General features: G+C 71.0%; 18 protein-coding genes. 12 read left to right on the top strand and 6 right to left on the bottom strand.

Annotated features, from left to right (window positions below; genetic code table 11):
* The first annotated feature begins 177 nt into the window (after window positions 1-177).
* From AOK22_RS18875 to AOK22_RS18890, 4 genes are all read left to right on the top strand, one after another.
* Complete coding sequence (locus tag AOK22_RS18875) at window positions 178-495, top strand: cupin domain-containing protein (protein ID WP_055699843.1); 318 nt, start codon at window positions 178-180, stop codon at window positions 493-495.
* A gap of 146 nt (window positions 496-641) precedes the next feature.
* Window positions 642-863 (top strand): DUF5326 family protein, encoded by a 222-nt coding sequence (locus AOK22_RS18880; protein ID WP_055699844.1) that lies wholly within the window; start codon window positions 642-644, stop codon window positions 861-863.
* Between the two features lie 682 nt (window positions 864-1545).
* Window positions 1546-2271, top strand: a complete 726-nt coding sequence (locus AOK22_RS18885; protein ID WP_055699863.1) for an IclR family transcriptional regulator — start codon at window positions 1546-1548, stop codon at window positions 2269-2271.
* A gap of 103 nt (window positions 2272-2374) precedes the next feature.
* Window positions 2375-2812, top strand: coding sequence for an SsgA family sporulation/cell division regulator (locus AOK22_RS18890; RefSeq protein WP_055699845.1), 438 nt, complete (start codon window positions 2375-2377; stop codon window positions 2810-2812).
* Between the two features lie 193 nt (window positions 2813-3005).
* On the opposite strand, the gene AOK22_RS18895 is transcribed toward AOK22_RS18890, so the two are convergent.
* A complete protein-coding gene (locus AOK22_RS18895) occupies window positions 3006-4562 on the bottom strand; it encodes a YibE/F family protein (RefSeq protein WP_079036664.1) in 1557 nt (518 codons plus the stop codon).
* Between the two features lie 219 nt (window positions 4563-4781).
* Here AOK22_RS18895 and thiC point away from each other — a divergent pair, with 219 nt between their 5' ends.
* Window positions 4782-6569, top strand: coding sequence for a phosphomethylpyrimidine synthase ThiC (gene thiC, locus AOK22_RS18900; protein ID WP_055699846.1), 1788 nt, complete (start codon window positions 4782-4784; stop codon window positions 6567-6569).
* A gap of 169 nt (window positions 6570-6738) precedes the next feature.
* Window positions 6739-7842: a hypothetical protein gene (locus AOK22_RS18905; protein ID WP_055699847.1), complete on the top strand. Its 1104-nt coding sequence runs from the start codon at window positions 6739-6741 to the stop codon at window positions 7840-7842.
* Window positions 7843-8024: 182 nt separating this feature from the next.
* On the opposite strand, the gene AOK22_RS18910 is transcribed toward AOK22_RS18905, so the two are convergent.
* From AOK22_RS18910 to AOK22_RS18920, 3 genes are all read right to left on the bottom strand, one after another.
* Window positions 8025-8918 carry a hypothetical protein gene (locus AOK22_RS18910; protein ID WP_055699848.1) on the bottom strand — a complete coding sequence of 298 codons (894 nt, stop codon included), beginning with the start codon at window positions 8916-8918 and terminating at the stop codon, window positions 8025-8027.
* 180 nt (window positions 8919-9098) lie between these two features.
* A complete protein-coding gene (locus AOK22_RS18915; protein ID WP_055699849.1) occupies window positions 9099-10154 on the bottom strand; it encodes a metallophosphoesterase in 1056 nt (351 codons plus the stop codon).
* Window positions 10155-10396: 242 nt separating this feature from the next.
* Window positions 10397-11518 carry a LacI family DNA-binding transcriptional regulator gene (locus tag AOK22_RS18920; RefSeq protein WP_055699850.1) on the bottom strand — a complete coding sequence of 374 codons (1122 nt, stop codon included), beginning with the start codon at window positions 11516-11518 and terminating at the stop codon, window positions 10397-10399.
* Between the two features lie 597 nt (window positions 11519-12115).
* Here AOK22_RS18920 and hisC point away from each other — a divergent pair.
* The gene (gene hisC / locus AOK22_RS18925; RefSeq protein ID WP_055699851.1) at window positions 12116-13195 is read left to right on the top strand and encodes a histidinol-phosphate transaminase; all 1080 of its coding nucleotides are present in this window, start codon (window positions 12116-12118) and stop codon (window positions 13193-13195) included.
* A gap of 28 nt (window positions 13196-13223) precedes the next feature.
* Here hisC and AOK22_RS18930 read toward each other — a convergent pair whose 3' ends face one another.
* Window positions 13224-13598: a cyclophilin-like fold protein gene (locus AOK22_RS18930; RefSeq protein ID WP_055699852.1), complete on the bottom strand. Its 375-nt coding sequence runs from the start codon at window positions 13596-13598 to the stop codon at window positions 13224-13226.
* A gap of 258 nt (window positions 13599-13856) precedes the next feature.
* Here AOK22_RS18930 and AOK22_RS18935 point away from each other — a divergent pair, with 258 nt between their 5' ends.
* From AOK22_RS18935 to AOK22_RS18955, 5 genes are all read left to right on the top strand, one after another.
* Window positions 13857-15398 carry a cytochrome ubiquinol oxidase subunit I gene (locus tag AOK22_RS18935; RefSeq protein WP_055699853.1) on the top strand — a complete coding sequence of 514 codons (1542 nt, stop codon included), beginning with the start codon at window positions 13857-13859 and terminating at the stop codon, window positions 15396-15398.
* A gap of 19 nt (window positions 15399-15417) precedes the next feature.
* Entirely contained in the window at window positions 15418-16422 is a 1005-nt protein-coding gene (cydB, locus tag AOK22_RS18940) for a cytochrome d ubiquinol oxidase subunit II (protein WP_055699854.1), read from the top strand.
* A 25-nt stretch (window positions 16423-16447) separates the two neighbouring features.
* On the top strand, window positions 16448-19936 hold the full coding sequence (gene cydD, locus AOK22_RS18945) for a thiol reductant ABC exporter subunit CydD (RefSeq protein ID WP_055699855.1): 3489 nt from the start codon (window positions 16448-16450) through the stop codon (window positions 19934-19936).
* A gap of 450 nt (window positions 19937-20386) precedes the next feature.
* Window positions 20387-22123, top strand: a complete 1737-nt coding sequence (locus AOK22_RS18950; RefSeq protein ID WP_055699856.1) for a GAF domain-containing sensor histidine kinase — start codon at window positions 20387-20389, stop codon at window positions 22121-22123.
* Between the two features lie 164 nt (window positions 22124-22287).
* Window positions 22288-23328, top strand: coding sequence for a murein hydrolase activator EnvC family protein (locus AOK22_RS18955; protein WP_055699857.1), 1041 nt, complete (start codon window positions 22288-22290; stop codon window positions 23326-23328).
* A 43-nt stretch (window positions 23329-23371) separates the two neighbouring features.
* Here the strand turns inward: AOK22_RS18955 and AOK22_RS18960 are convergent.
* Window positions 23372-24190, bottom strand: an 819-nt coding sequence (locus tag AOK22_RS18960) for an HAD hydrolase family protein (protein ID WP_055699858.1), incomplete at its 5' end; no start/stop codon positions are given.

Here is a 24190-nt window from a genome sequence, read left to right on the forward strand (position 1 = left end):
AGACGCGGGCCGCGAACGTCCGGTGCGCGAGGGGCGGCGGGCGTCGGCACGACGCGCACCGGCAGCATGGGCGGCGACAAGCGGCGACAAGCGGCGGCAGCGGCGATCAGCGGCTGCGCGGCACACGGCATGAGCAGCGGCAAACGGCAGAGCAGCGGCAAGGGGCGTACGAGGGCGATGAAGGCATTCCGACTGGACGAGCTGGAGGCGGAGCGGGCCGCGAACGACGGCGCGTATCTGCAGTTCCTGCGGGAGCGGAACATGTCGGTCGGGCTGTACGCGCTCGACGCCGGCGCCACCGACCCGCAGCAGCCGCACGGGCAGGACGAGGTGTACATGGTCGTCAGCGGCCGGGCCTCGATCACCGTCGGCATGGAGACCACGCAGGTGGCGCGCGGCAGCGTCGTCTACGTGCCGGCCGGGGTCGCCCACAAGTTCCATCACATCAGCGAGGACCTGCGCGTTCTCGTCGTCTTCTCCCCTCCTGAGGGCTGACTCGACAGAGGGTCCGACCTCGGGGTTCCCTCAGGGTCGGATCAGGGGAGTACGGGGGATCCGAGGCCCCCGTTCGGCTCTTCGGCGCCCTAGCATCGAATGCAAGAAGTACGGGACTTGCAGAGAAGCAGAGAGAGGTAAGGACGATGGCGGCGAAGGAGATCTTTGCGGGAATGCCGTGGTGGGTGAAGTGGGTGGCCGTGCCGGTCATCGCGCTCGTCGTGTTCGGCAGCCTGATAGCGAGCGTTGTCGGATTCGTGATCGGTCTGCTCTTCAAGGCGCTGCTTTTCGTCGCGCTGGTCGGTGGACTCATCTACGTCGTACGGAAGTTCATATCCGGCTCCTCTTCTTCCCGCAGCGACTGGTGACGTCCGTTTCCGGCGGCGATGGTGCTCTCTGTTCGGCGGCTCTCATCCACCGGCTCCTATTCGGCGACGCCCATTCGGCGACTCCCGTTCGGTAACTCCCGTTCGGTGGCCGCTGGTCGATGGCCACCGCGTTCGATGACCACGGTTTCGATGGCCAACGTGTTCGATGGGCGCCGTGCGACGAGCACCGTTCGGTGGCTGCCGTTCGACCGTTGTTCGTCGACCACCGACTGGTGACTTTCCGCAACGGTTCCCTCGCCCGGGGGAAGTTTCCCGGCAGGGCGCCGTAGAGCGGTGGCCAAGGGTTAGAGTCCGAAAACCGACGCGGGGTGCGATCCCCGCGGACGGGCGCACTGCCCCTTCCCCCGGTGATCCGGGCAAGGGCGGGGACCCCCACGCGCTTCGGGAGCGAACCTTGGCCGCGGTCGACATCACCACTTCACCGTTCGACGTCCCTTCGCCGATCGGCACCGCACCCGCCGACGCGCTCTCCCGGACGGACGCGCTCTCCCGGACGGACGTGGTCTCCCCAACGGACGCGGTCTCCCCAACGCAACCGGACCCGAAACCGGAACCATGCCTGGACTCGGCCCCGGCCCCGCACCCCGCGACCGCCGAAACCGGCAAGGCCGCCCCAGCCCCCTTGGTCGAGGCCGCCGTCGCGCCGACCCTCATCGGCTCCGTGCAGCGGGCCATGCGGCTCCTGGAGGCCGTCGCGTCGCACCAGGACGGGGCGCCCGCCAAACAGCTGGCCCGGGAGGCGGGGCTCGCGCTCCCCACCGCGTACCACCTGCTGCGCACCCTGACCCACGAGGGCTATCTGCGCCGTGAGAAGGGCGTGTTCGTGCTCGGCGAGGCGGCCGAGCGCCTCAGCAGCAGCGGAGCGCAGCAGAATCGTCGCGGCACGATCGACGACTCGCTGGCACACTGGCGCGACACCATCGGCGTCCCCGTGTACTTCGCGGTCTACCGCGAGGGCGAGATCGATCTCGTGGCCGTGGCCGACACTCCGAGCAACCCCGCGGTGGAGGAGTGGGCGGACTTCCGTGAGACGGGTCATGCCCACGCGATCGGACAGTGTCTGCTCGGCCAGCTCGACGAGCGGGCACGGCAGGACCATCTTGCCCGCTATCCGGTTCAGTCGATCACTCGCTACTCGGTTCGGGACGACCGCACATTCATGCGGCGGCTCGATGCGATGGAGCGGATGCGGCCCGTCGTGGAGCGTCAGGAGTACGCGCTCGGGACGGTCTGCGCGGCGATTCCGATCACGGCGGGGGACACGGCGGCGACCATGGCCATTTCCGTTCCCGCCTATCAGGCGGACCGGTTGCTGCCCGCGGCACAGAGGTTGCAGCGGGAGATCGGAAGGCTACTAGGGACACTCGCCTTCTCTATCAGCATCTGAAAACTCACTCCTTGTGATCTGGTGTGTACGTTAAGCAAGATGCCAGGAGTGTCAGGGAGTTGGTTCCTGGCCAGTTGAGGGCTATGTGACGGGGTAGGGCGCGATGGGCGAGTCGGTGCAGGCAGAGGTCATGATGAGCTTCCTTGTTTCCGAGGAGCTCTCGTTTCGCATCCCGGTGGAGCTGCGCTATGAGATCAACGATCCCTATGCCGTGCGGCTGACGTTCCATCTGCCCGGTGATGCCCCGGTGACGTGGACCTTCGGGCGGGAGCTGCTGATCGACGGCGTGGGCAGGCCGTGCGGGGACGGGGACGTGCGCATCGAGCCGACCGATCCCGACCTGCTCGACGAAGCGCTGATCAGGCTTCAGGTCGGCGGTGAACAGGCGCTGTTCAGGGTGGGCATTCCGCCGCTGCTGGCGTTCCTCGACCGTACGGACAAGCTGGTGCCGCTCGGGCAGGAGCGGGCGCTCGCCGACTTCGACACGCATCTCGACGAGGCGCTCGACCGGATCCTCGCCGAGGAGCAGAACGCCGGCTGATCTTCTGGGGGCAACAGGCTGATACGAATGGCAGATTGGTGCATTTCGCATCCGCCCCGGCGTCTTTCCGTGAAGGTGCCGGATGCCCGTCGGCGTCTTTCCCCGAAGACGCCGGATGCCCGCTGGCGCCTTTCCCCGAAGACGCCGGATTCTCCCTGGCGTCTTCGGGAGAGGGCGCCGTATGCCCCTGTCGTCACGCCTTGCGGCGGCGCCCCCGTCCGCCGCGTGAGGGGCGGGCGGTAGGGACGCCGGAGGCCGATGCCGCCGCACCGGCGTGGGAACCGCCCCCGGCAGCACCCCGTCCCGCACCCGCACCCGCACCCGCCCCGGTGCCCGAGGGGCGGTCCGCGGAGACGACCAGGGCGGCCAGAGCGGTCGTCACCGGCACCGAGGCGACCAGGCCGATCGACCCGATGAGGGTGCGCACGATCTCCTCGGCGACCAACTCGCTGTTGGCCACGGTGCCCATGCTGGACTGCGCGATGGAGAAGAGCAGGAGGAGGGGCAGCGCGGCGCCCGCGTAGGCGAGCACCAGGGTGTTGACGACCGAGGCGATGTGGTCGCGGCCGATGCGGATGCCCGCGCGGTAGAGGCCGCGCCAGCCCATCGCGGGGTTGGCCTGGTGGAGTTCCCAGACCGCGGAGGTCTGGGTGACCGTCACGTCGTCGAGTACGCCGAGCGAGCCGATGATGACGCCCGCGAGCAGCAGACCGCTCATGTCGATGGAGGGGTAGAGGCCGTGGATGAGGCCGGTGTTGTCGTCCGTGTTGCCGGTCAGCGCCGCCCAGCCGATGAAGAGTGAGCCGAGGAGGCCGATGAGCAGCAGCGAGATGAGCGTGCCGAGCACCGCGACGGAGGTGCGAGCCGTGAGGCCGTGGCAGAGATAGAGCGCGATCAGCATGATGGCGCTCGCCCCGATCACCGCGACGACCAGCGGGTTCGAGCCCTGCAGGATCGCCGGCAGGATGAAGAGCGTCAGCACCATGAAGCTGATGGCGAGCGCGACCAGGGCCATCACGCCGCGCAGCCGTCCCACCACGACGACGGCGAGCGCGAAGATGCCGGCGAGCAGGGCCATCGGGATCTTGCGGTTCACGTCGGTGACCGAGTACTGCAGCCCCTCGGGGGCCTTGGGCTCGTAGGCGACCACCACCTCTTGGCCCGCGTCGAGTTGCCGGGGCGAGTCCGGCTGGATGATCTCGATGAAGGTGCGGCCCTTGTCCTTGCCGCTGGTCACCTCGATCGTCGCCTTCTTGCAGGTGCCCTGGGCGCTGGACTGCGCGGACTGGCCCTCGGCGGTGGAGGTGTCGCCGTTCGGCGGGGTCTGCGAGGGGCTGAGTTCCTTGCAGGGCAGCGCCAGCACCTTCGTGACCTTCGCCGACTGCATCTGGCGGTCGAAGCCGACCCCGGTGCGCTCGTGCGACGGCGTCCCGCCGGGCCAGAGCACCACGAGTCCCACGACCACCGCCGTGGCGAAAGGAATCAGCACTGCGGCGATGACCTTGCGCAGGTGCTTGGAGACGGGGGCGGCGGGGCCGTGACTGTGGGAGTGGCCGTGCCCACCGTGTCCGTGTCCGTGCCCGGAAGAGCCCTCGTGCCCCTGTGCATGCCCCGGCGCATGCCCCTGCGCGTGCCCATGGGGATGACCGGGGGAACGCCCATGTCCGGGTGGCTGTCCGGGCCCCTGCGGAGGCGGTCCCGGGACGGGTGGTTGCGACGGAGGCGGGGACGGCGGCGGTGTGGTGGTCACTGCCCGATCATCGCAAGAACGGAGGGGGCCCTCTGTTCAGCGCGCCCGACATGACGCTAGCGTGGAGCCACCTTTGCAATCGCGGGAGCTCGGAGCACCGGGCTGAGAGGGCGCTGACCTCCGTACGAAAGGCACCAGTGATGGTGCGGGCCGTGCGGGATCCGCTGCGTCGACCGCCGAACCTGTTACCGGGTAATGCCGGCGTAGGGAGTAGGTCTCATGACCACATCGGACGCACGCACGCCTGCCTCGACGCAGCACGACAGCGACGAGGCCGGGAAGTCCATCGGCTGGCACAAGGCGTACGTCGAGGGCTCGCGCCCCGACCTGCGCGTGCCGGTCCGCCAGGTGCACCTCACCAACGGCAAGGCCGTGACCCTGTACGACACCTCCGGTCCGTACACCGACCCGTCGGCCGAGACCGACGTCCGCCGCGGTCTGCCGCCGCTGCGGGAGAACTGGATCATCGCCCGCGGAGACACCGAGGAGTATGCGGGCCGCCCGCCCCGTCCCGAGGACGACGGCATCAAGCACACCTCGCCGCGCGGTGGGCTCAAGAACCTCGACGCGGTCTTCCCCGGCCGCCCCCGTCAGCCGCGCCGCGCCCGCCAGGGACAGGCGGTGACGCAGCTCGCGTACGCCCGTCGCGGGGAGATCACGCCCGAGATGGAGTTCATCGGGATCCGCGAGAACATGGACCCCGAGATCGTGCGCGCCGAGGTCGCCGCGGGGCGCGCCGTGATCCCGGCGAACGTCAACCACCCGGAGATCGAGCCGATGATCATCGGCAAGAGGTTCCTGGTGAAGGTGAACGCCAACATCGGCAATTCCGCGGTCACTTCCTCCATCGAGGAGGAGGTGGACAAGATGACCTGGGCGACCAAGTGGGGTGCCGACACGGTCATGGACCTGTCCACCGGCCGCAACATCCACACCACCCGTGAGTGGGTCCTGCGCAACTCCCCCGTCCCGATCGGCACCGTCCCCCTCTACCAGGCCCTGGAGAAGGTCGACGGCAAGGCCGAGGAGCTGACCTGGGAGATCTACAAGGACACGGTCATCGAGCAGGCCGAGCAGGGCGTGGACTACATGACGGTGCACGCGGGCGTGCGCCTTCCGTATGTCCCGCTCACCGCGCGCCGCAAGACCGGCATCGTCTCGCGCGGCGGTTCGATCATGGCGGCCTGGTGCCTCGCGCACCACAAGGAGAGCTTCCTCTACGAGCACTTCGAGGAGCTCTGCGAGATCCTCGCGGCGTACGACGTGACGTACTCGCTCGGCGACGGCCTGCGGCCCGGCTCGATCGCGGACGCCAACGACGAGGCGCAGTTCGCCGAGTTGAGGACGCTCGGGGAACTCAACACGATCGCCAAGCGTCACAACGTACAGACGATGATCGAGGGCCCCGGTCACGTCCCGATGCACAAGATCAAGGAGAACATCGACCTCCAGCAGGAGATCTGCGAGGAGGCGCCGTTCTACACGCTCGGCCCGCTGACCACGGACATCGCCCCCGCCTACGACCACATCACCTCCGGCATCGGCGCCGCGATGATCGGCTGGTGGGGCACGGCGATGCTCTGCTACGTCACGCCCAAGGAGCACCTGGGCCTGCCCAACCGCGACGACGTGAAGACCGGCGTCATCACGTACAAGATCGCGGCGCACGCGGCGGACCTCGCCAAGGGGCACCCGGGCGCGCAGGACTGGGACGACGCGCTCTCGGACGCCCGCTTCGAGTTCCGCTGGGAGGACCAGTTCAACCTGGCCCTCGACCCGGTCACGGCACGCGAGTTCCACGACGAGACGCTGCCGGCCGAGCCCGCGAAGACGGCGCATTTCTGCTCGATGTGCGGGCCGAAGTTCTGCTCGATGAAGATCTCGCAGGACATCCGCCGCGAACACGGCGGGGACCTGGCCGCGGACGACATCGAGGCGGGCATGGAACAGAAGTCGAAGGAGTTCGCGGCAGCGGGCAACCGCGTCTATCTGCCGATCGCGGACTGAACCGGACGCATCATGGGCTGAGTTCCTGGTCAGGGCCCCGGTCACCGCGCCCGGGGCCCGCCAGGCTTCGACCAGTCCTGCCCCCCAAGCTTTGGCCAGTACTGTGTCGTGCCGTAACGGAACGGCCAAGATCGCGCACGGGGCGATCCGCGTCCCTACCCTGCCTGACATGGGCGGGATCGATGTGGCCAACGGAGTCGTCGGCGCGGTACTGGGGATGTTGTTCGCGGTGCTGTTCCAGCAGCCGTTGCAGAACTCCTGGTACAGACTGCGGACCCGCTCCACGAGAGCGGTACGCAGCCTGAGACAGCGGGAGGAGTCCAGCCCCGCGTGGCGAACCTTCTCCCTGGGGCCTCTCCACACGTCCGCCCTGATCGTGGAGGGGGACGGCGAGTCGTCCATACCGGCCGACGCCATCTACGTCCAAGTCCTCGACGAGGAGATCGAGCTGCCGTCGGAAATGGCCGGGTGGCGCGCCGAGGTCGAGGCCGAGAGCGCACTGTTACGGGCGGAGGGCCGGACACCGCTGTGGAACGGGCCCCGCTACGCGGTCGATTCCTTCGACGTCTCCCGCACCGCCCTCGACGAACAGCCCGAGGTCCACCTGAGGCTGCGCCCGACCGACTACTACGCGTTCCTCGCGGCTCAGCAGCTCGACCGCCGGCTGACCGACGGGTCGACTCCCCGGTCCCGCTACCTCGACCCGGACAGACCACTGCAGGCACCCGCGTTTCTGCAGTGCAGTTTCGCCACGAACATCGCGGTGGTGACCGCCGACGACATGCTGGTCGTCAGCCAGCGCAGTGACCGGGTCCGTATGGCACCGGGCGTCTGGAACTCCTCTGTGAACGAGGGGATGTCACGGCACATCGATTCCTCCGGCCGGAGCGCCCCCGACCTGCATGCCGTCGCGCGACGCGGCATGCGGGAGGAACTCTCCATCGAGCCGAACGAGTACACACTCGACCTGCTCGCCTTCGTGCTGGACATCGAGAAGCGCCACTGGAGCGCCCACTTCTACGCCAAGCTCAAGGACTTGACCCACGAAGGCCTGCAGGCGCGGATGAGCAGAGGCGTCGCGGACAGATGGGAGCACCAGACCATCGACTGCGTGCCTTTCCGTCCGGCGACCGTGGTCAAGTACATGCTGCGCGCCGATCGGATTCATCGCTGGGCTCCTCTTGCGCCGGCGCTCTTCCACCTCGCGCTGGTGCACGTCTACAGCCGCACAGCGGTCGAGAGGGCCGGGGCACAGATACTCCGGCGCATGTAGCAGCACGACTCCGTGCGTCCCCCGCGCAGGCGTCCCCGCAGTCCGGCGCAGGCATCCCCGCGGTCCCTTGCAGGCGTCCCCCGCGCCCCACGCCCCCGTTCCCGCGCCGCCGTTCGCCGGCGGCGGCGCGTCGAGGCGTGTGGTGCTCGGGCGGACCTCATGGTCCCGGGCCCCGCTTCGGCCTACTCCGGCTTGTGGTCGGGGCCGCCGAAGTCCGGGCTGGAGAAGTCGGGGCTCGAGTAGCTCGGGCGCGGACCCGCTGTCGGGCCGCCGTCCGGGCTGCTGAACCCCGGCCTGTGGTAGCCGAGTTGCGGCATGCGGCTGGTGCCCGCCGCGGCTCCCCCGGGACCCGGCGACGGCCTGCGGGCCGCGGCTGCGCCCGGGTCCGTCAGGGCCTCCCGCAGGAACGGCACGACGCCCCGCTCGAGGAGCGCCCGGCCCCAGGCTTCCCTGGCCCGCGACACCTCCTCATGTCGTTCGCCGTGCAGTCCTGCCTGGAGCGAGGTGGCGCCGTTGCGCAGAGCGGTCAGCAGCAGGCCGACCGCGGCGACCAGGATGCCCCCGGCGGTGAGCGCGCCGAACAGCCATCCCGCGGTGAGCAGGGTGTCCGCGAAGGCGGGCTCGGGGTTGAGCATCTTCAGGATGTAGCCGACGAGCAGGAAGATGGCGGCGGCCGTTCCCGCGAGGACGGGTGCGAGGACCGCGACGACGGCGATCGCCCCGGCTCCCGCGGCCGCCGGCTCGGCGACCTCGCCCATCGTGGTGGCCAGGCTGACGCCGCCGGAACCTGACTCCGCGGCGCTCTGTCCGCTCCCTTCGCGGATCGATGTGGACGACGGTCGAGGTTCGCGCAACTCCTCGCGAACCTTCACGTAGTGCGCGTATTCGGCCGCGGCCGCGGCCGTGATCAACGCGGTCGCGTTCAGGGCCATGGTGCGCAGTTGTTCGGTGTTGAGCCGCTGGCCCACTGCGGCGAGTTCAGGACGGTCAGGTGCGGTGCGCAGCGCCTCATCGAGGATCCGCTCGTACTCGGGGCGGTCCTCATTGAGCAGGTGTGGAGCGCTGTTCATGTGCATCCCCCGATGCTCCGTAGGGCTAAGGCTCGCATGGCTACGAGCCGTCGGGCAGAAACGGAGGGGAGCCTGCTACGGATAAGCCGATGGTAGAGCCGTGACGGCACGCGGTGACAGGGGGTTTCCAGAATTGGCCCCCCTGGCCAGCGTGATCCTGTAAAGGAGCGCCTGCCCGCTGAACGCTCAGATACCCAGGGGGAGTTGGCAGACCAGTAGCTTTCCGGCCATGGTCACTCCGCCGTCCATGGCGATGGCGAGGCCGTCCGCGTAGACGTGCGGGCCCTCGATGACCGGACCGCCGCCGTCCGAGTCGTCCTCGGAGCCGACGTCGCCCAGGAGGTAGGGGATGGGGCTGTGGCCATGGACGATGCGCGTGCCGCCGTACACGTCGAGCAGTTCGCGTACGGCCGAGGGGCCGGACTCGTCGCGGAAGGCGAAGCGCTTGGTGAACTTCCGGAAGAGGTCCCAGCACTCGTCGGCGTCGTTGCGCGTGAGGGTCTCCCGGATGGTGTCGTTCACCGCCTCGATCGAGTCCCCGTAATCCAGATAGGCGGTCGTGTCGGAGTGCACGAGGAGATGGCCGTCGGCCTCCTCCATCGCGTCCAGGCGGGCCATCCACTGGAGGTGGTGGTCCTCCAGACGCTCCATGTCGGTCTTCTGCCCGCCGTTGAGCAGCCAGGCGGCCTGGAAGGTCGCGGTGCCCGCGCCGGAGTTGACCGGGGTGTCGCCGAAGCGCTTGGCGCCGAGCAGGAGCAGCTCGTGGTTGCCCATGAGCGCCTTGCAGTAGCCGCCGGCGGCCGCGGCCTCGGCGGAGAGCCGCATCACGAGGTCGATGACGCCGATGCCGTCCGGCCCGCGGTCGGTGAAGTCGCCGAGGAACCACAGGCGCGCGTTGCCCGCGGACCAGCTGCCCTCCGCGTCGACGAGGCCCTGCTCCTGGAGCGCGGCGATGAGCTCGGCCAGATAGCCGTGCACGTCGCCCACCACGTACAGCGGGCCGTGCTCCTCGCTCGCCCGCGGCTGCGGGGGCTCCGGCATGACCTGCACCTGGACCGTGTCGCCGCGGTTGATCACGGGCAGGTCCCGCTGCGTCGGGGTGTAGCCGTCGTCCGGCGCCTCACCGGGTGCCCCGGGGTGCGCCTCGGCGGGACCGGCCGTCTCATGGACGTACGCCGGTACGCGGAAGTCGCGCAGCGTCGCCGTCCGCACATCGGGTCCCTGACCGGCCCCCTGAGTCATCGACCCCTCCACCACCATTGCGCCGCATCTGCACCGAGATCGGACTGCCTGGTCGCAGCGGCCCGCGGTGTCGTCCGCCCATCATAGGAATGCGGCTCCCGCTGTGTGGTGCACCAGGGGTGGTGAATCGGTGCCGGACCCCTGTTCACCGCGGTTTTCTCCCGAATTGGGCAGAGGTTTCCCCACTGGTAGCGGGCCGGTGGGGGCCTCTGCCCGGAGCCGCGGGCGGGAGACGGGAGCGATCAGCCGGAGCCGGGCGAGCGGGGCGGGCTGACCGTGGTGCGCGGCGGACGTCGCTCGGACGAGGTGCGCACGATCAGTTCGGTCGGTATCACCTGCTCGACGGGACGCCCCGCGTCGAGGCCCTCGATCGCGTCGATCAGGAGCTGGACGACGGCGGTGCCGATGCGGCGCGGTTTGAGGGAGAGCGTGGTGATGGGCGGTTCCGTGGTGGCGTACACCGTGGACTCGCTGCAGCAGACGAGCAGCAGGTCGTCGGGGACGCGCAGACCGTACCGCCGGGCGGCGGCGAGCAGGTCGGTGCCGTTGGGGTCGAAGAGGCCGTAGACGGCGTCGGGCCGGTCGGGTCTGGCGAGCAGCCGGTCGGCGGCGACGGCGCCCGCGCACGGGTCGTGGGCGGGGTAGGACTCGTAGACCGGGTCCTGGCCGACGCGCTCGCACCAGCGCAGGTAGGCGGTGGTGGACAGGTGGGTGTACGTGTCCGTGGTGGTGCCCGTGAGGAGGCCGATGCGGCGGGCGCCCGCGGCGGCGAGGTGGTCGAGGATCTCCAGGACCGCGGCCTCGTGGTCGTTGTCGACCCAGGCCGTGACCGGGAGCGAGCCGGCCGGGCGGCCGTCGGAGACCACCGGCAGGCCCTGGCGGACCAGCTCGCTGACGACCGGGTCGTGGTCGGAGGGGTCGACGACGACGGTGCCGTCGAGGGCGACGTTCGACCACACGTCGACCGGGCTGCGGCGTGAGGTCGCGGGCAGGATGACCAGGGCGTAGCCCCGGGCGAGCGCGGCCGAGGTGGCGGCTCTGGCCATCTCGGCGAAGTACGCGAACTCGGTGAAGGTGAAAGGTTCATCCCCGTACGTCGTCACGGTCAGGCCGATGAGGCCGGACTTTCCGGTACGGAGCGTGCGGGCCGCGGCGGACGGGCGATAGCCCAGCCGCTCGGCGACCTCGCGTACATGGCGTCGGGTGGCGTCGGGCAGCCGACCCTTGCCGTTGAGGGCGTCGGAGACAGTCGTGATGGAGACACCGGCGGCGGCGGCGACGTCTCTGATGCCCGCTCGGCTCTGCCGGTTGCCCCGGCGTGCGGTCTCCGCTCGGCTCACCTGGTGCTTCCCTGCTGCTGTCATGGCGAGCCGATAGTAGGGCTCATGGGGGTGGGTAGCAGGGGCGCATATGCACGCGTTGACAGGCACGTTTCTGCATGGTGATCGGGTGCCAATGACCATGGAATAAAAGGGAGTTGAGCGGATCAATGAGCAGCTGGCCGTGATCGTCGCGCGCGGGCCTGCCAAATGCGCGAGGTCTCGAAGAGGTCTCAACTCACCTTCACGGGGGACGCGCGCCACGGAGCGAGCCACCGGCGCATGGGGGAGCACGGGGCGCTCCCCCCTCCCCGTACGCCTTGGCGGACGGGGGCCGCGAGACTCTGCGAAGGGGTGGAGGGCGGCTCTCGGCGGGGCCGCGGGGCGGCGGCCGGAGTGGCACATGGCGTGTGACTGGAGTGGCGCATGGGGCGGCGACCGGGGTGGCGCATGGGGCGGCGGCCCGAGTGGCGCATGGGGTGTGACCGGAGTGGCACACGGCGTGGTGGTCGGAGCGGCGCCCTGAGGGGCGGCGCCGGTCCCGGTGCGCTCGCGGGCACGAGGCCATTCGCAGCGGCGCCGAATCCTCATAAGGTAAGCAGTATTCGAACCTGTCTGTGACTGGCTACGAGGAGGACTGCGGTGAGCGAGACGAGCCCGAGGCTGCGTGCCGAGCTGGAGGGGGTTCCCACCTACAAGCCGGGCAAGCCCGCCGCGGCCGACGGACCGGTGGCCTACAAGCTGTCCTCCAACGAGAACCCCTATCCGCCGCTCCCCGGCGTCATGGAGAGCGCGCTCGCCGCGGCCGGGTCCTTCAACCGCTACCCGGACATGGCGTGCACGGGCCTGATGAACGAGCTGGCCGAGCGCTTCGGGGTGCCCGTCTCGCACATCGCCACCGGCACCGGTTCCGTCGGCGTCGCCCAGCAGCTGCTGCAGGCCACGTCGGGGCCGGGTGACGAGGTCGTCTACGCGTGGCGGTCCTTCGAGGCGTACCCGATCATCACGCAGGTGAGCGGCGCGACGTCGGTGCGGGTGCCGCTGACCGACGGCGAGGTGCACGACCTCGACGCGATGGCCGCGGCGATCACCGACCGCACCCGCCTCATCTTCGTCTGCAACCCCAACAACCCCACGGGCACCGTGGTCCGCAGGGCCGAGCTGGAGCGCTTCCTGGACCGGGTGCCGAGCGACGTCCTGGTCGTGCTCGACGAGGCGTACCGCGAGTTCATCCGTGACCCCGAGGTCCCGGACGGCATCGAGATCTACCGCGACCGCCCGAACGTCTGCGTCCTGCGTACGTTCTCGAAGGCGTACGGCCTCGCGGGGCTGCGCGTCGGCTTCGCGGTCGCGCACGAGCCGGTGGCCGCCGCGCTGCGCAAGACGGCGGTGCCCTTCGGCGTGAGCCAGCTGGCGCAGGACGCGGCGGTGGCGTCGCTGCGCGCCGAGGACGAACTGATGGGCCGCGTCGGCTCGTTGGTCGCCGAGCGCACGCGTGTGGTGGAGGCGCTGCGCGGCCAGGGCTGGACGGTGCCCGAGACGCAGGCGAACTTCGTGTGGCTGCGGCTCGGGGACCGTACGACCGACTTCGCGGCGGCCTGCGAGAGGGCCGGCGTCGTCGTGCGGCCGTTCGCGGGCGAGGGGATGCGGGCCACGATCGGCGAGACCGAGGCCAACGACATCTTCCTTCAGACGGCGGAGGCGTTCCGCAAGGAGCTCTAGCCGTCGACGGGTCCGGCCCGCGGCGGCCTCAGCCCTCGACGAGTTCGACGCGGACGGGGTCGCCGGCGCGCACCGTGGCGAGCGTCCTCGGGTCGCCGTCGATCCGTCCCAGGAGGTTGCACGGGCTCGCGAGGCGGCACTCGTCGCCCCGCGAGATGGGGGTGGGTCCGTAGGGGAGGGCGAGGGCGTCGCCGTCGGTCCAGAAGGCGACCGTGCCGGGCTCGACGACCTGCTGGGCGCCGGGCTCGCGCGGGACGCTGGCGCCGGTGTCGAAGTACACCTCCTCGCCCCAGGTGCTCGCGGTGGAGACGAGCGGCAGCACCTGGCCGATGGCCTGGCTGGTGGGAGTCTCGTCGAGCGTCGCGGTGAGGTGGCCTGCGGGCCAGGAGATCCGTATCTGCATGGCGCGGATTCAACAATATGTTGAAGTTCTTGGGAAGGCCCCGGAGAGACGATCTCCGGGGCCTTCTCGCGCCTCCGGGGCCCCACCCGCACAGTTCCCCGCGGTAAGGGGACCCCCGCGTCAACGTACCGACAGTCAGTACGACATAATGCTTGTGAATGTGAACGCGTTCACAAGCGTGTCCCGGTTCGTCCGGTGATCAGTGGGATTTAAGGGGCAAACTGCCGCTATGACCACGGTGAGTAAGGAGAAGCCGCAGTGGACCTGGCTCTAGCGCCGGAAACCCTGGCGCGATGGCAGTTCGGCATCACGACCGTCTACCACTTCCTGTTCGTGCCGCTGACGATCTCGCTCGCCGCCCTCACGGCGATCCTCGAGACCGCGTGGGTGCGGACCGGCAAGGAGCACTACCTCAGAGCCACCAAGTTCTGGGGCAAGCTGTTCCTGATCAACATCGCGATGGGTGTCGTCACCGGCATCGTCCAGGAGTTCCAGTTCGGCATGAACTGGTCCGACTACTCGCGCTTCGTCGGTGACATCTTCGGGGCGCCGCTCGCCTTCGAGGCGCTGATCGCCTTCTTCTTCGAGTCGACCTTCATCGGCCTGTGGATCTTCGGCTGGGACAAGCTCCCGAAGAAGCTGCACTGCGCCACGATCTGGATCGTCTCCATCGGCACGATCCTGTCGGCGTACTTCATCATCGCCGCGAACGCCTTTATGCAGCACCCGGTCGGCTACAAGATCGTGGAGCGTGACGGCACCAAGCGGGCGGAGCTCACCGACTTCGCGAAGGTGCTGTTCCAGGAGACGACGCTCGTCAACTTCTTCCACGTCATCTCGGCGGCCGTCCTCGTCGGCGGCGCCTTCATGACCGGCATCGCCATCTTCCACCTGCGCAAGAAGCAGCACGTGCGCACCATGCGGATGTCGATGCGGCTCGGCCTGGTCACCGCGTTCGTCGGCACCCTGCTCACCGTCATCAGCGCCGACACCCTCGGCAAGGTGATGTACGAGCAGCAGCCGATGAAGATGTCGGCCGCCGAGGCGCTGTGGGAGACCGAGAAGCCGGCGCCGTTCTCGCTCTTCGCGTACGGAGACGTCTCCAAGGGCCACAACGACGTCGCCATCGAGATCCCCGGGATACTGTCCTTCCTCGCCAAGAACAACTTCAGCGCCGAGATCCCCGGCATCAACGACCTCAACAAGGAGGCGCAGGAGAAGTTCGGGCCCGGTGACTACCGCCCCAACATCCCCACCGCCTACTGGTCGTACCGCTGGATGATCGGCTTCGGCGGGGTCTCGATGGCCCTGTGCACCGCCGGACTCTGGCTGACGCGCAAGAAGTTCTGGCTCGCTCCGGAGCACCGCACCGGCGCCGACGACGTGCCGAAGCTGATGCTCACCAAGAACAAGGAGCTCCACCCGAAGCTCGGCAACTGGTGGTGGCGGCTCTCGCAGTGGACGCTGATCTTCCCCCTCATCGGCACCGCCTGGGGCTGGATCTTCACCGAGACGGGGCGTCAGCCCTGGGTGGTCTACGGAGTCCTGCGCACCAGGGACGCGGTCTCGCCCGGGGTCTCCCAGGGCGAGGTGCTCACCTCGCTGATCGGGTTCACGCTGATCTACGCGATCCTCGCCGTGATCGAGGTGAAGCTGCTGCTCAAGTACGTCAGGAAGGGCCCGCCCGAGCTGACCGAGGCGGACCTCAACCCGCCCACCAAGATCGGCGGACCGGGTTCGGGCAAGGGCTCCGACTCCGACTCCGACGACGCCGACCGGCCCATGGCCTTCTCGTACTGAAGGAAGGAGCGACGAGGACATGGAACTTCACGACGTCTGGTTCGTACTGATCGCCGTCCTGTGGATCGGCTACTTCTTCCTGGAGGGCTTCGACTTCGGGATCGGCGTACTGACCAAGCTGCTCGCCCGCGACCGGGTCGAGAAGCGGGTCCTGATCAACACCATCGGTCCCGTCTGGGACGGCAACGAGGTATGGCTGCTCACGGCGGGCGGCGCGACCTTCGCCGCCTTCCCCGAGTGGTACGCGACGCTCTTCTCCGGCTTCTATCTGCCGCTGCTGATCATCCTGATCTGCCTGATCGTGCGCGGTGTGGCCTTCGAGTACCGCGCCAAGCGGCCCGAGGAGCGCTGGCAGACCAACTGGGAGCACGCGATCTTCTGGACCTCGCTGATCCCGGCGCTGCTGTGGGGCGTGGCCTTCGGCAACATCGTGCGCGGCGTGAAGATCGACGCCCACAAGGAGTACGTGGGCAACTTCTGGGACCTGCTCAACCCGTACGCGATCCTCGGCGGCCTGGTCACCCTGACGCTGTTCACCTTCCACGGCGCGGTGTTCGCCTCGCTCAAGACGGTGGGCGACATCCGGGTGCGGGCGCGGAAGATGGCGCTGGGCCTCGGCCTGATCACCGCGGTGCTCGCGCTCGGGTTCCTGATCTGGACCCAGGCGGACAAGGGCGACGGCAAGAGCCTGGTCGCGATGGTCGTGGCGGTGCTCGCCCTGGTCGGCGCCATCGCGGCGATCCGGATCGGGCGCGAGGGCTGGTCGTTCGCGCTGTCGGGCATCACGATCGCGGCGGCCGTCGCGATGCTCTTCCTGACGCTCTTCCCGAACGTCATGCCGTCGTCGCTGAACGACGAGTGGAGCCTCACGGTCACCAACGCCTCGTCGAGCCCGTACACCCTGAAGATCATGACCTGGTGCGCCGGCGTCGCGACGCCCGTGGTGCTGCTCTACCAGTCGTGGACGTACTGGGTGTTCCGCAAGCGGATCGGCACGCAGCACATCGCCGACGCCGCGCACTGAGTCTCCTTCGGAGGGTGTGTTTCACGTGAAACCGATCGACCCGCGCCTGCTTCGGTACGCCCGCGCCACCCGCTTCTTCCTTGTCGCGGTGGTGGTCCTGGGGCTGGTCGGAGCGGGGCTGGTCATCGGTCAGGCGATGCTCATCGCCGAGATCGTGGTGGGCTCCTTCCAGAAGGGGCTCTCCCTCGGGGAGTTGAGGACCCCGGTCGTCCTGCTCGCCCTGGTCGCGGTGGGCCGGGGGCTGGTCTCCTGGCTGACCGAGCTGGCCGCGCACCGGGCGAGCGCGGCGGTCAAGTCGGAGCTGCGGGGCCGGCTGCTGGAGCGGGCGGGGGCGCTCGGCCCCGGGTGGCTGACCAGCCAGCGGACGGGCTCGCTCGTCTCGCTGGCGACGCGGGGCGTGGACGCGCTCGACGACTACTTCTCGCGCTATCTGCCGCAGTTGGGGCTCGCGGTGGTGGTGCCGGTGGCGGTGCTCGCCCGCATCGTCACCGAGGACTGGGTGTCGGCGGCGATCATCGTCGTGACGCTGCCGCTCATCCCGGTCTTCATGATTCTGATCGGCTGGGCCACGCAGAACCGGATGGACCGTCAGTGGCGGCTCCTGTCCCGGCTGTCGGGCCACTTCCTCGACGTGGTGGCGGGGCTGCCGACCCTGAAGGTGTTCGGCCGCGCCAAGGCGCAGGCCGAGTCGATCCGCCGGATCACCGGCGAGTACCGCCAGGCCACGATGCGGACCCTGCGCATCGCCTTCCTGTCGTCGTTCGCCCTGGAACTGCTCGCGACGATCTCGGTCGCGCTGGTCGCGGTGACCATCGGCATGCGGCTCGTCCACGGCGAAATGGATCTGTACGACGGTCTCGTCGTCCTCGTCCTCGCGCCCGAGGCCTACCTGCCGCTGCGGCAGGTAGGGGCGCAGTACCACGCGGCGGCGGAGGGGCTCTCGGCCGCCGAGGAGATCTTCGAGGTCCTGGAGACCCCGGTGCCGGCCGCGGGGGACGGGGCGGTGCCCTTCGGGGCGATCGCCTTCGAGGACGTGACGGTGCGGTACCCGGGGCGGGAGTCGGACGCGGTGTCCGGGGCGGCCTTCGAGGTGGCGCCCGGGGAGACCGTGGCGCTCGTCGGGCCCAGCGGGGTGGGCAAGTCGACCCTGCTGAACGTGCTGCTGGGGTTCGTCGCGCCGACCTCGGGCCGGGTGCGGGTGGGCGGCGTGGACCTCGCCGACGTCTCCCCCGAGCGGTGGCGCGAGCGGATCGCGTGGGTGCCGCAGCGGCCGCATCTGTTCGCCGGGACCATCGCGGAGAACGTGCGGCTCGCGCGGCCGGACGCGGACGACGCGGCGGTGCGGGGGGCGCTGCGCTCGGCCGGGGCGCTGGACTTCGTGGACGCCCTGCCCGACGGGGCCGCCACCGTCCTCGGGGAGGACGGGGCCGGGCTCTCCGCGGGTCAGCGGCAGCGGCTCGCGCTGGCGCGGGCGTTCCTCGCGGACCGGCCCCTGGTGCTGCTCGACGAGCCGACGGCGGCGCTCGACGGCGGGACCGAGGCGGAGGTCGTCGAGGCGGTGCGACGGCTGGCCGCCGGGCGGACCGTTCTGCTCGTCGTGCACCGGCCCGCGCTGCTGGCCGTCGCCGACCGGGTGGTCCGGCTGGAGGCCTCCGCCGATCGCGCCCGGCACCGGGAGCCGTCCCCGGCCGCGCCGCCCAGCGGCACGACGGCCCACGACGGCCAGGACACCGCGCCCGTGGCCCTGCCCGAGGACGCCCGCCCCAGGGGAGGCGCGCTGGCCCGGGTCCGGCACGCCGCGCGGGCCCGACGCGGGCAGCTGGCGCTGGCCCTGCTGCTCGGGAGTCTCGCGCTCGCCAGCGCCGTGGGGCTCATGGCCACCTCCGGGTGGCTGATCTCCAGGGCCTCTGAGCAGCCGCCCGTGATGTACCTGATGATCGCCGTGACGGCGACCCGCGCCTTCGGCATCGGCCGTGCCGTCTTCCGGTACGCCGAGCGGCTCGTCTCGCACGACGCGGTGCTGCGGATGCTCGCCGACACCCGCGTCGCCGTCTACCGGCGCCTGGAGCGGCTCGCCCCGGCGGGCCTGCGCGGGACCCGCCGCGGCGACCTCCTGTCCCGGCTGGTCGCCGACGTCGACGCCCTGCAGGACTACTGGCTGCGCTGGCTGCTGCCCGCGTCCGCCGCGGCCGTCGTGAGCGCCGGAGCCGTCGGCTTCACCGCGTGGCTGCTGCCCGAGGCGGGCGCCGTGCTCGCCGTCGGACTGCTCGCCGCGGGCCTCGGCGTGCCGCTGGTGAGCGGGGCCGTGGCCCGTCGCGCCGAGCGCAGGCTGGCCCCCGCGCGCGGGGTGCTCGCCACCCGCGTCGCCGATCTGCTCACCGGGACCGCCGAGCTGACCGTCGCGGGCGCGCTGCGGCGGCGTACGGCCAAGGCCGCGGAGGCCGACGCCGAGCTGACCCGGATCGCCTCCCGGGGCGCCACCGCCACCGCGCTCGGCGACGGGCTCGGGGCGCTCGTCACCGGGCTCACCGTGGCCGCGGCCGCCGTCGTCGGCGTGCAGGCGGTCCACGACGGGCGGCTCAGCGGGGTCGCCCTCGCCGTGGTCGTGCTCACGCCGCTCGCCGCCTTCGAGGCCGTGATGGGGCTGCCGCTCGCCGTGCAGTACCGCCAGCGGGTCAGGAAGAGCGCCGAGCGGGTCCACGAGGTCCTCGACGCGCCCGAGCCCGTCCCGGAGCCCGCCGAGCCCGCACCGGCGCCCCGATCGCCCTTCCCGCTGCGTGTGGAGGGCCTGCGCGCCCGCCACGAGGGGCAGGAGCGGGACGCGCTCGCGGGCGTCGGCCTGACGCTGGAGCGCGGCCGCCGGATCGCCGTGGTCGGCCCGTCGGGCTCCGGCAAGACGACGCTCGCGCAGGTGCTGCTGCGGTTCCTGGGCGCGTACGAAGGGACGTACACGCTCGGGGGCACGGACGCGGCCGCGCTGGACGGCGACACCGTGCGCGGCATGGTCGGGCTGTGCGCCCAGGACGCGCACATCTTCGACAGCTCGGTGCGCGAGAACCTGCTGCTCGCCAAGAAGGACGCCACGGACGAGGAGCTGCGGGACGCCCTGGCGCGGGCGCGGCTGGACGACTGGGTCGGCTCGCTGCCCGACGGCCTCGACACGCTCGTCGGCGAGCACGGCGCCCGGCTCTCCGGAGGACAGCGGCAGCGGCTCGCGCTGGCCCGCGCGCTGCTCGCGGACTTCCCCGTCCTCGTCCTCGACGAGCCCGCCGAGCACCTCGACCTGCCGACCGCCGACGCCCTCACCGCGGACCTGCTGGCCGCGACCGAGGGCCGTACGACGCTGCTCATCACGCACCGGCTCGCCGGGCTCGACGCGGTGGACGAGGTGCTCGTCCTGGACGCGGGACGGGTGGTCCAGCGCGGCGCGTACGCGCGGCTCGCGGCGGAGGAGGGGCCGCTGCGGCGGATGCTGGACGTGGAGCGGGCGGCGGACCTGCTGACGGCGGGCTGAACCGTGTCCGGGCCCGTCCGCGGACATCCGGTGACGGCAGGCCGCCCGCCCGGCCGCGGCTCGGACGAGGACGGGCGCGTGCGCCGGGACTCGGACGAAGAGGGAAGCCCGCGACGGGGCTCGGAGGAGGAAAGCCGACCGCTACAGCCCTCGGACAAGAGCGGACACTCGCGCCTGGGCTCGGACGGCGACAGTCGTCGGCGCCAGCGCTCGGACGAGGACAGCCGGCCGCGCGGGCGCTCGGACGAAGACGGCCGCCCGCGCCGACGCCCGGACGAAGACGGCCGACAGCGTGAGCACTCGGGCGAAGACAGCCCGCGCCGACGCTCGGGCGAAGACGGTCGTCGGACCGTCGTGGCCCGGTTGTTCGCGAAGGCGTTCGGCCGGGGACGGGGCGCGCGTGACCGCTTCGACTTTCCCCTGCAAATGGGACTTACTACGCTCAAAGGCATGTCAGCACCTTCGGCCTCCGCCGATTCCCCGCTCCCCGACGGCACGCCGGACTCGGTGGAGGCGGCGGCGCGGGCGACCCGCAGCCTCCAGGGGCTTTCGCCCGAGCTGACGTCGCGGGTGCCGCAGCTGCTCGAAGCGATGCGGTCGGTCGGCACCGGGCTCGAACTGCACACCACCCTGGACCGCATCTGCGAGACCGCCGCCGAGCTCGCGGACGCCCACTACGCCGCGATCGGTGTCGTCGCCGAGGACGGCGAGGGGCTCTCCGACTTCGTCTACTACGGCATCGACAAGGAGACCGCCGAGCGGATCGGACGCCTGCCCGACGGCCACAGGGGGCTCCTCGGCGCCCTCATCCACCAGCCGAGGACGCTGCGCCTGGGCGATCTCTCCACCGATCCGCGCTCGTGCGGTTTCCCGCCCCACCACCCGCCGATGCGGACCTTCCTCGGCGTCCCGATCCGCGTCCAGGGCGAGATCTTCGGCAACCTCTATCTGACCGAGAAGCGGGGCGGCGGCGAGTTCAACGACTACGACGTCCACATGGTGCGCGTCCTCGCCACGGAGGCGGGCATCGCCATCGGCAACGCCCGCCTGTACGAGGCCGCCAAGCAGCGCGAGCGCTGGATCGACGGCTCCGTGGCGGTCACCACCGCCCTGCTGTCCGGCAGCGACGCCGAGGACGCCCTCGCGGTCGTCGCCGAGCAGGCCAGGCACCTCGCGGACTCGGCCGCCGGCATCGTGCTGCTGCCCGACAAGGAGGGCGGCATGGAGATCGTCGCCGTCTCCTCGGACGAGCCCAGCGGCGCGCTCGGCGTGATCGTCCCTCCGGAGAGCCGCATCGTCGCCGACCTCCTCGACGGGGAGTCCGTGTTCATCGACGACGCGGCCACCGACCCGCGCATCATGACCGACCTCGCGCGCGGCTACGGCCCCGTGATGATGCTGCCGCTGCAGAGCGACGGCCGGGTCCTGGGGACGCTGGTGACACCCCGCGCGCGGGGCGCACGGCCGTTCAGCGAGGCCGAGCGGACGCTCGCCGCGCAGTTCGCGTCCCAGGCCGCCCTCGCGCTGATGATGGCCGAGGCGCAGCGGGACCGGGAGCGCCTCGCGGTGTACGAGGACCGCGACCGGATCGCCAGGGATCTGCACGACCTCGTCATCCAGCGGCTCTTCGCCACCGGCATGATGCTGGAGAGCGCCCAGCGCAGGTCGGTCGTGCCGGAGGTACAGGTCGGCGTCGGCAGGGCCGTCGACGAACTGGACGTGACGATCCAGGAGATCCGCACGGCGATCTTCGCGCTGCAGCAGGGCCCCGCCGAGGCCCCGTCGGGCCTGCGCACCCGCGTCCTGCGCGAGATCAACATGGCCGCTGTCCCCCTGGGCTTCAAGCCGACGCACCACTTCGTGGGCCCGGTCGACACGGTCGTCGGCGAACTGACCGGAAAGAACCTCATCGCGGCCCTCCGGGAGGCCCTGTCCAATGCGTTCCGGCACGCGCAGGCCGCCCGCATCGACGTCGTCGTCGACGCGACCGTGGTCCTTCCGGACGGGCAGCAGGGCGTGCGCCTGACCGTCGCCGACGACGGCGTGGGCATCGCGGAGGGCGGCCGGCGCAGCGGCCTGAAGAACCTCAAGCGGCGGGCGGAGTCGCTCGGCGGCGACAGCTGGTACGGGCCCGGCATCGGCGAGGACGGCGGCGGCACGACGGTGGTGTGGGAGGCGCCGTACTGAGGCCTTTGGCGGGCGTTGTGCCGGGCTCCGCGACGGGCTGCTCCTGGGACTGACCCCCGGGACGCCGTTCGGCGGTACGCCCATGGTCCGTACGGGGCACCGTGCCCCCCGAGTGCACGAGTCGCGCAGGAAGCGCACCGCCGTCGCGGGCAACGATCCGTGACATGTGCCTGAGCCTCCGCCGTCCGCAGCCGGTCGTCACCGTGGCGGTGCTGCTGTGCGCGCTGCTCGGGCCCACACCGCCGGCCACCGCCTCCGAGGGGCCGAGCGCGAGCGCCGACGTGGCACGCCTCTACGAAGAGGCCTCCGCGGCGACCGCACGCTACGAAGAGGGGCGTCGGGCGGCCGTCGTCCAGAAGACGAGGGTCCGGAAACTGGACCGACTCCTCGCCGAGGAGCGGCACGAAGTGGCGGTGCTCCACGGCGACCTGGGCCGGATGGCCCGCGCCCAGTACCGCACCGGCGGCGGCCTCCCCTACACCGCGCAGCTGCTCCTCGCCGAGAGCCCCGACGCCCTGATGCGCGGCAAGCAGCTGCTCGGGCAGGCCGACCTGGCCGTCAACAACGCCGTCGCCAAGACCCAGCGGGCCGCCGCGCGCCTCTCCGTCGCCAAGGGCAGGGCCGACCGGGCCAAGCGCTCCCTGGAACGGCGCAACGCACGCCTGGCGGAGCTCAAGCGCGGCATCGAGCGGAAGCTGGAGTCGGCGCGGTGGTCCCTGCAGGGCGAGGCCGACGAATCGGTCGCCGCGGGCAAGTGCCGGGGCGCCGTCCGCCTGGATCAGCCGAAAACGGCCGCCACGCGCGCGTGGGTGACGCCGGTGGAGTCGTACGAACTGTCGGCGGGTTTCGACAGCGCCGGTGAGCGCTGGGCCCACCGGCACACCGGGCAGGACTTCGCGGTCGGCATCGGGACGCCCGTGCGGTCGGTCGGCGCGGGCCGGGTGGAGAGCGTGTCGTGCGGCGGGGGCTTCGGCATCGAGGTCGTGGTGCGGCACAAGGGCGGGTACTTCACGCAGTACGCGCACCTCGCGGCCGTCACCGTCGACCAGGGGGAGCGGGTGCGCGCCGGCCAGTGGGTCGGACAGGCGGGCACGACCGGCAACTCGACCGGCCCGCATCTGCACTTCGAGACGCGCCTGACGCCGTATCTGGGCTCGGGCGTGGATCCCAGGAAGTGGCTGGCCGAGCGGGGCGTCAGGCTCTGAGGGCCCTGCCCTCGCCCTGCGGCGTGAGGGCGCTGCGCGCGCCCTAGCGGCCCTGCTCCCGTTCCGCCAGGATCCGCTCGATCACGACCGCGACCCCGTCCTCGTTGTTGGCGACCGTGCGCCCGGAGGCCGCGGCGACGACGTCCGGGTGGGCGTTGCCCATCGCGTACGACGTACCCGCCCAGGTCAGCATCTCGATGTCGTTCGGCATGTCCCCGAAGGCGACGACTTCCTCGGGGGTGATGCCGCGCTCGGCGCAGCACAGCTCCAGGGTGCTCGCCTTGGAGATGCCGGGACCGCTGATCTCCAGGAGGGCGCTGGGGCTCGACCGTGTGACGGTGGCCCGGTCGCCGATGGCCGCGCGGGCCAGCACCAGGAACTCGTCGGGCGCGAGACCGGGGTGGAAGGCGAGCACCTTCAGGACCGGCTGCTCGGCCACGGCGGGGTCCGCGGGGATCTCGGCGAGGAGCTTCTCGGCGGGCGCGACGCTCTCGCCGGGCTCCATGTGCAGCGGCGGATACGTCTCCTCGTGGTGCAGTCCCCCGGTCCGCTCGATCGCGAAGGACGTGCCCGGAGCCGCGGCGCGCAGCCGGTGGACGACGTCGAGGGCGCACTCCCGCGCCAGCTCGCGGACCTTGACGAAGCGGTGGGTGCCGGGACCGCCGTGCAGGTCGACCACCGCCGCGCCGTTGCCGCAGATGGCGAGGCCGTGACCGTGGACATGGGCGCTGACGACGTCCATCCAGCGGGCCGGCCGGCCCGTCACGAAGAAGACCTCGATGCCGGCCTCCTCGGCCGCGGCGAGCGCCGCGACCGTGCGGTCGGAGACCGACTTGTCGTCGCGCAGCAGCGTGCCGTCCAG

It is taken from the genome of Streptomyces silaceus, from assembly GCF_001419745.1.
In the GTDB taxonomy this organism is placed as follows: Bacteria; Actinomycetota; Actinomycetes; order Streptomycetales; family Streptomycetaceae; genus Streptomyces; species Streptomyces silaceus.

Bases quoted from the DNA above. Each gene is read 5' to 3' on its own strand.
- AOK22_RS18875 (WP_055699843.1), top strand. From the start codon at position 178: ATGAAGGCATTCCGACTGGACGAGCTGGAGGCGGAGCGGGCCGCGAAC.
- AOK22_RS18880 (WP_055699844.1), top strand. From the start codon at position 642: ATGGCGGCGAAGGAGATCTTTGCGGGAATGCCGTGGTGGGTGAAGTGG.
- AOK22_RS18890 (WP_055699845.1), top strand. From the start codon at position 2,375: ATGGGCGAGTCGGTGCAGGCAGAGGTCATGATGAGCTTCCTTGTTTCC.
- thiC (WP_055699846.1), top strand. From the start codon at position 4,782: ATGACCACATCGGACGCACGCACGCCTGCCTCGACGCAGCACGACAGC.
- AOK22_RS18905 (WP_055699847.1), top strand. From the start codon at position 6,739: ATGGGCGGGATCGATGTGGCCAACGGAGTCGTCGGCGCGGTACTGGGG.
- AOK22_RS18910 (WP_055699848.1), bottom strand. From the start codon at position 8,918: ATGCACATGAACAGCGCTCCACACCTGCTCAATGAGGACCGCCCCGAG.
- AOK22_RS18915 (WP_055699849.1), bottom strand. From the start codon at position 10,154: ATGACTCAGGGGGCCGGTCAGGGACCCGATGTGCGGACGGCGACGCTG.
- AOK22_RS18920 (WP_055699850.1), bottom strand. From the start codon at position 11,518: ATGACAGCAGCAGGGAAGCACCAGGTGAGCCGAGCGGAGACCGCACGC.
- AOK22_RS18930 (WP_055699852.1), bottom strand. From the start codon at position 13,598: ATGCAGATACGGATCTCCTGGCCCGCAGGCCACCTCACCGCGACGCTC.
- cydB (WP_055699854.1), top strand. From the start codon at position 15,418: ATGGAACTTCACGACGTCTGGTTCGTACTGATCGCCGTCCTGTGGATC.
- AOK22_RS18950 (WP_055699856.1), top strand. From the start codon at position 20,387: ATGTCAGCACCTTCGGCCTCCGCCGATTCCCCGCTCCCCGACGGCACG.
- AOK22_RS18955 (WP_055699857.1), top strand. From the start codon at position 22,288: ATGTGCCTGAGCCTCCGCCGTCCGCAGCCGGTCGTCACCGTGGCGGTG.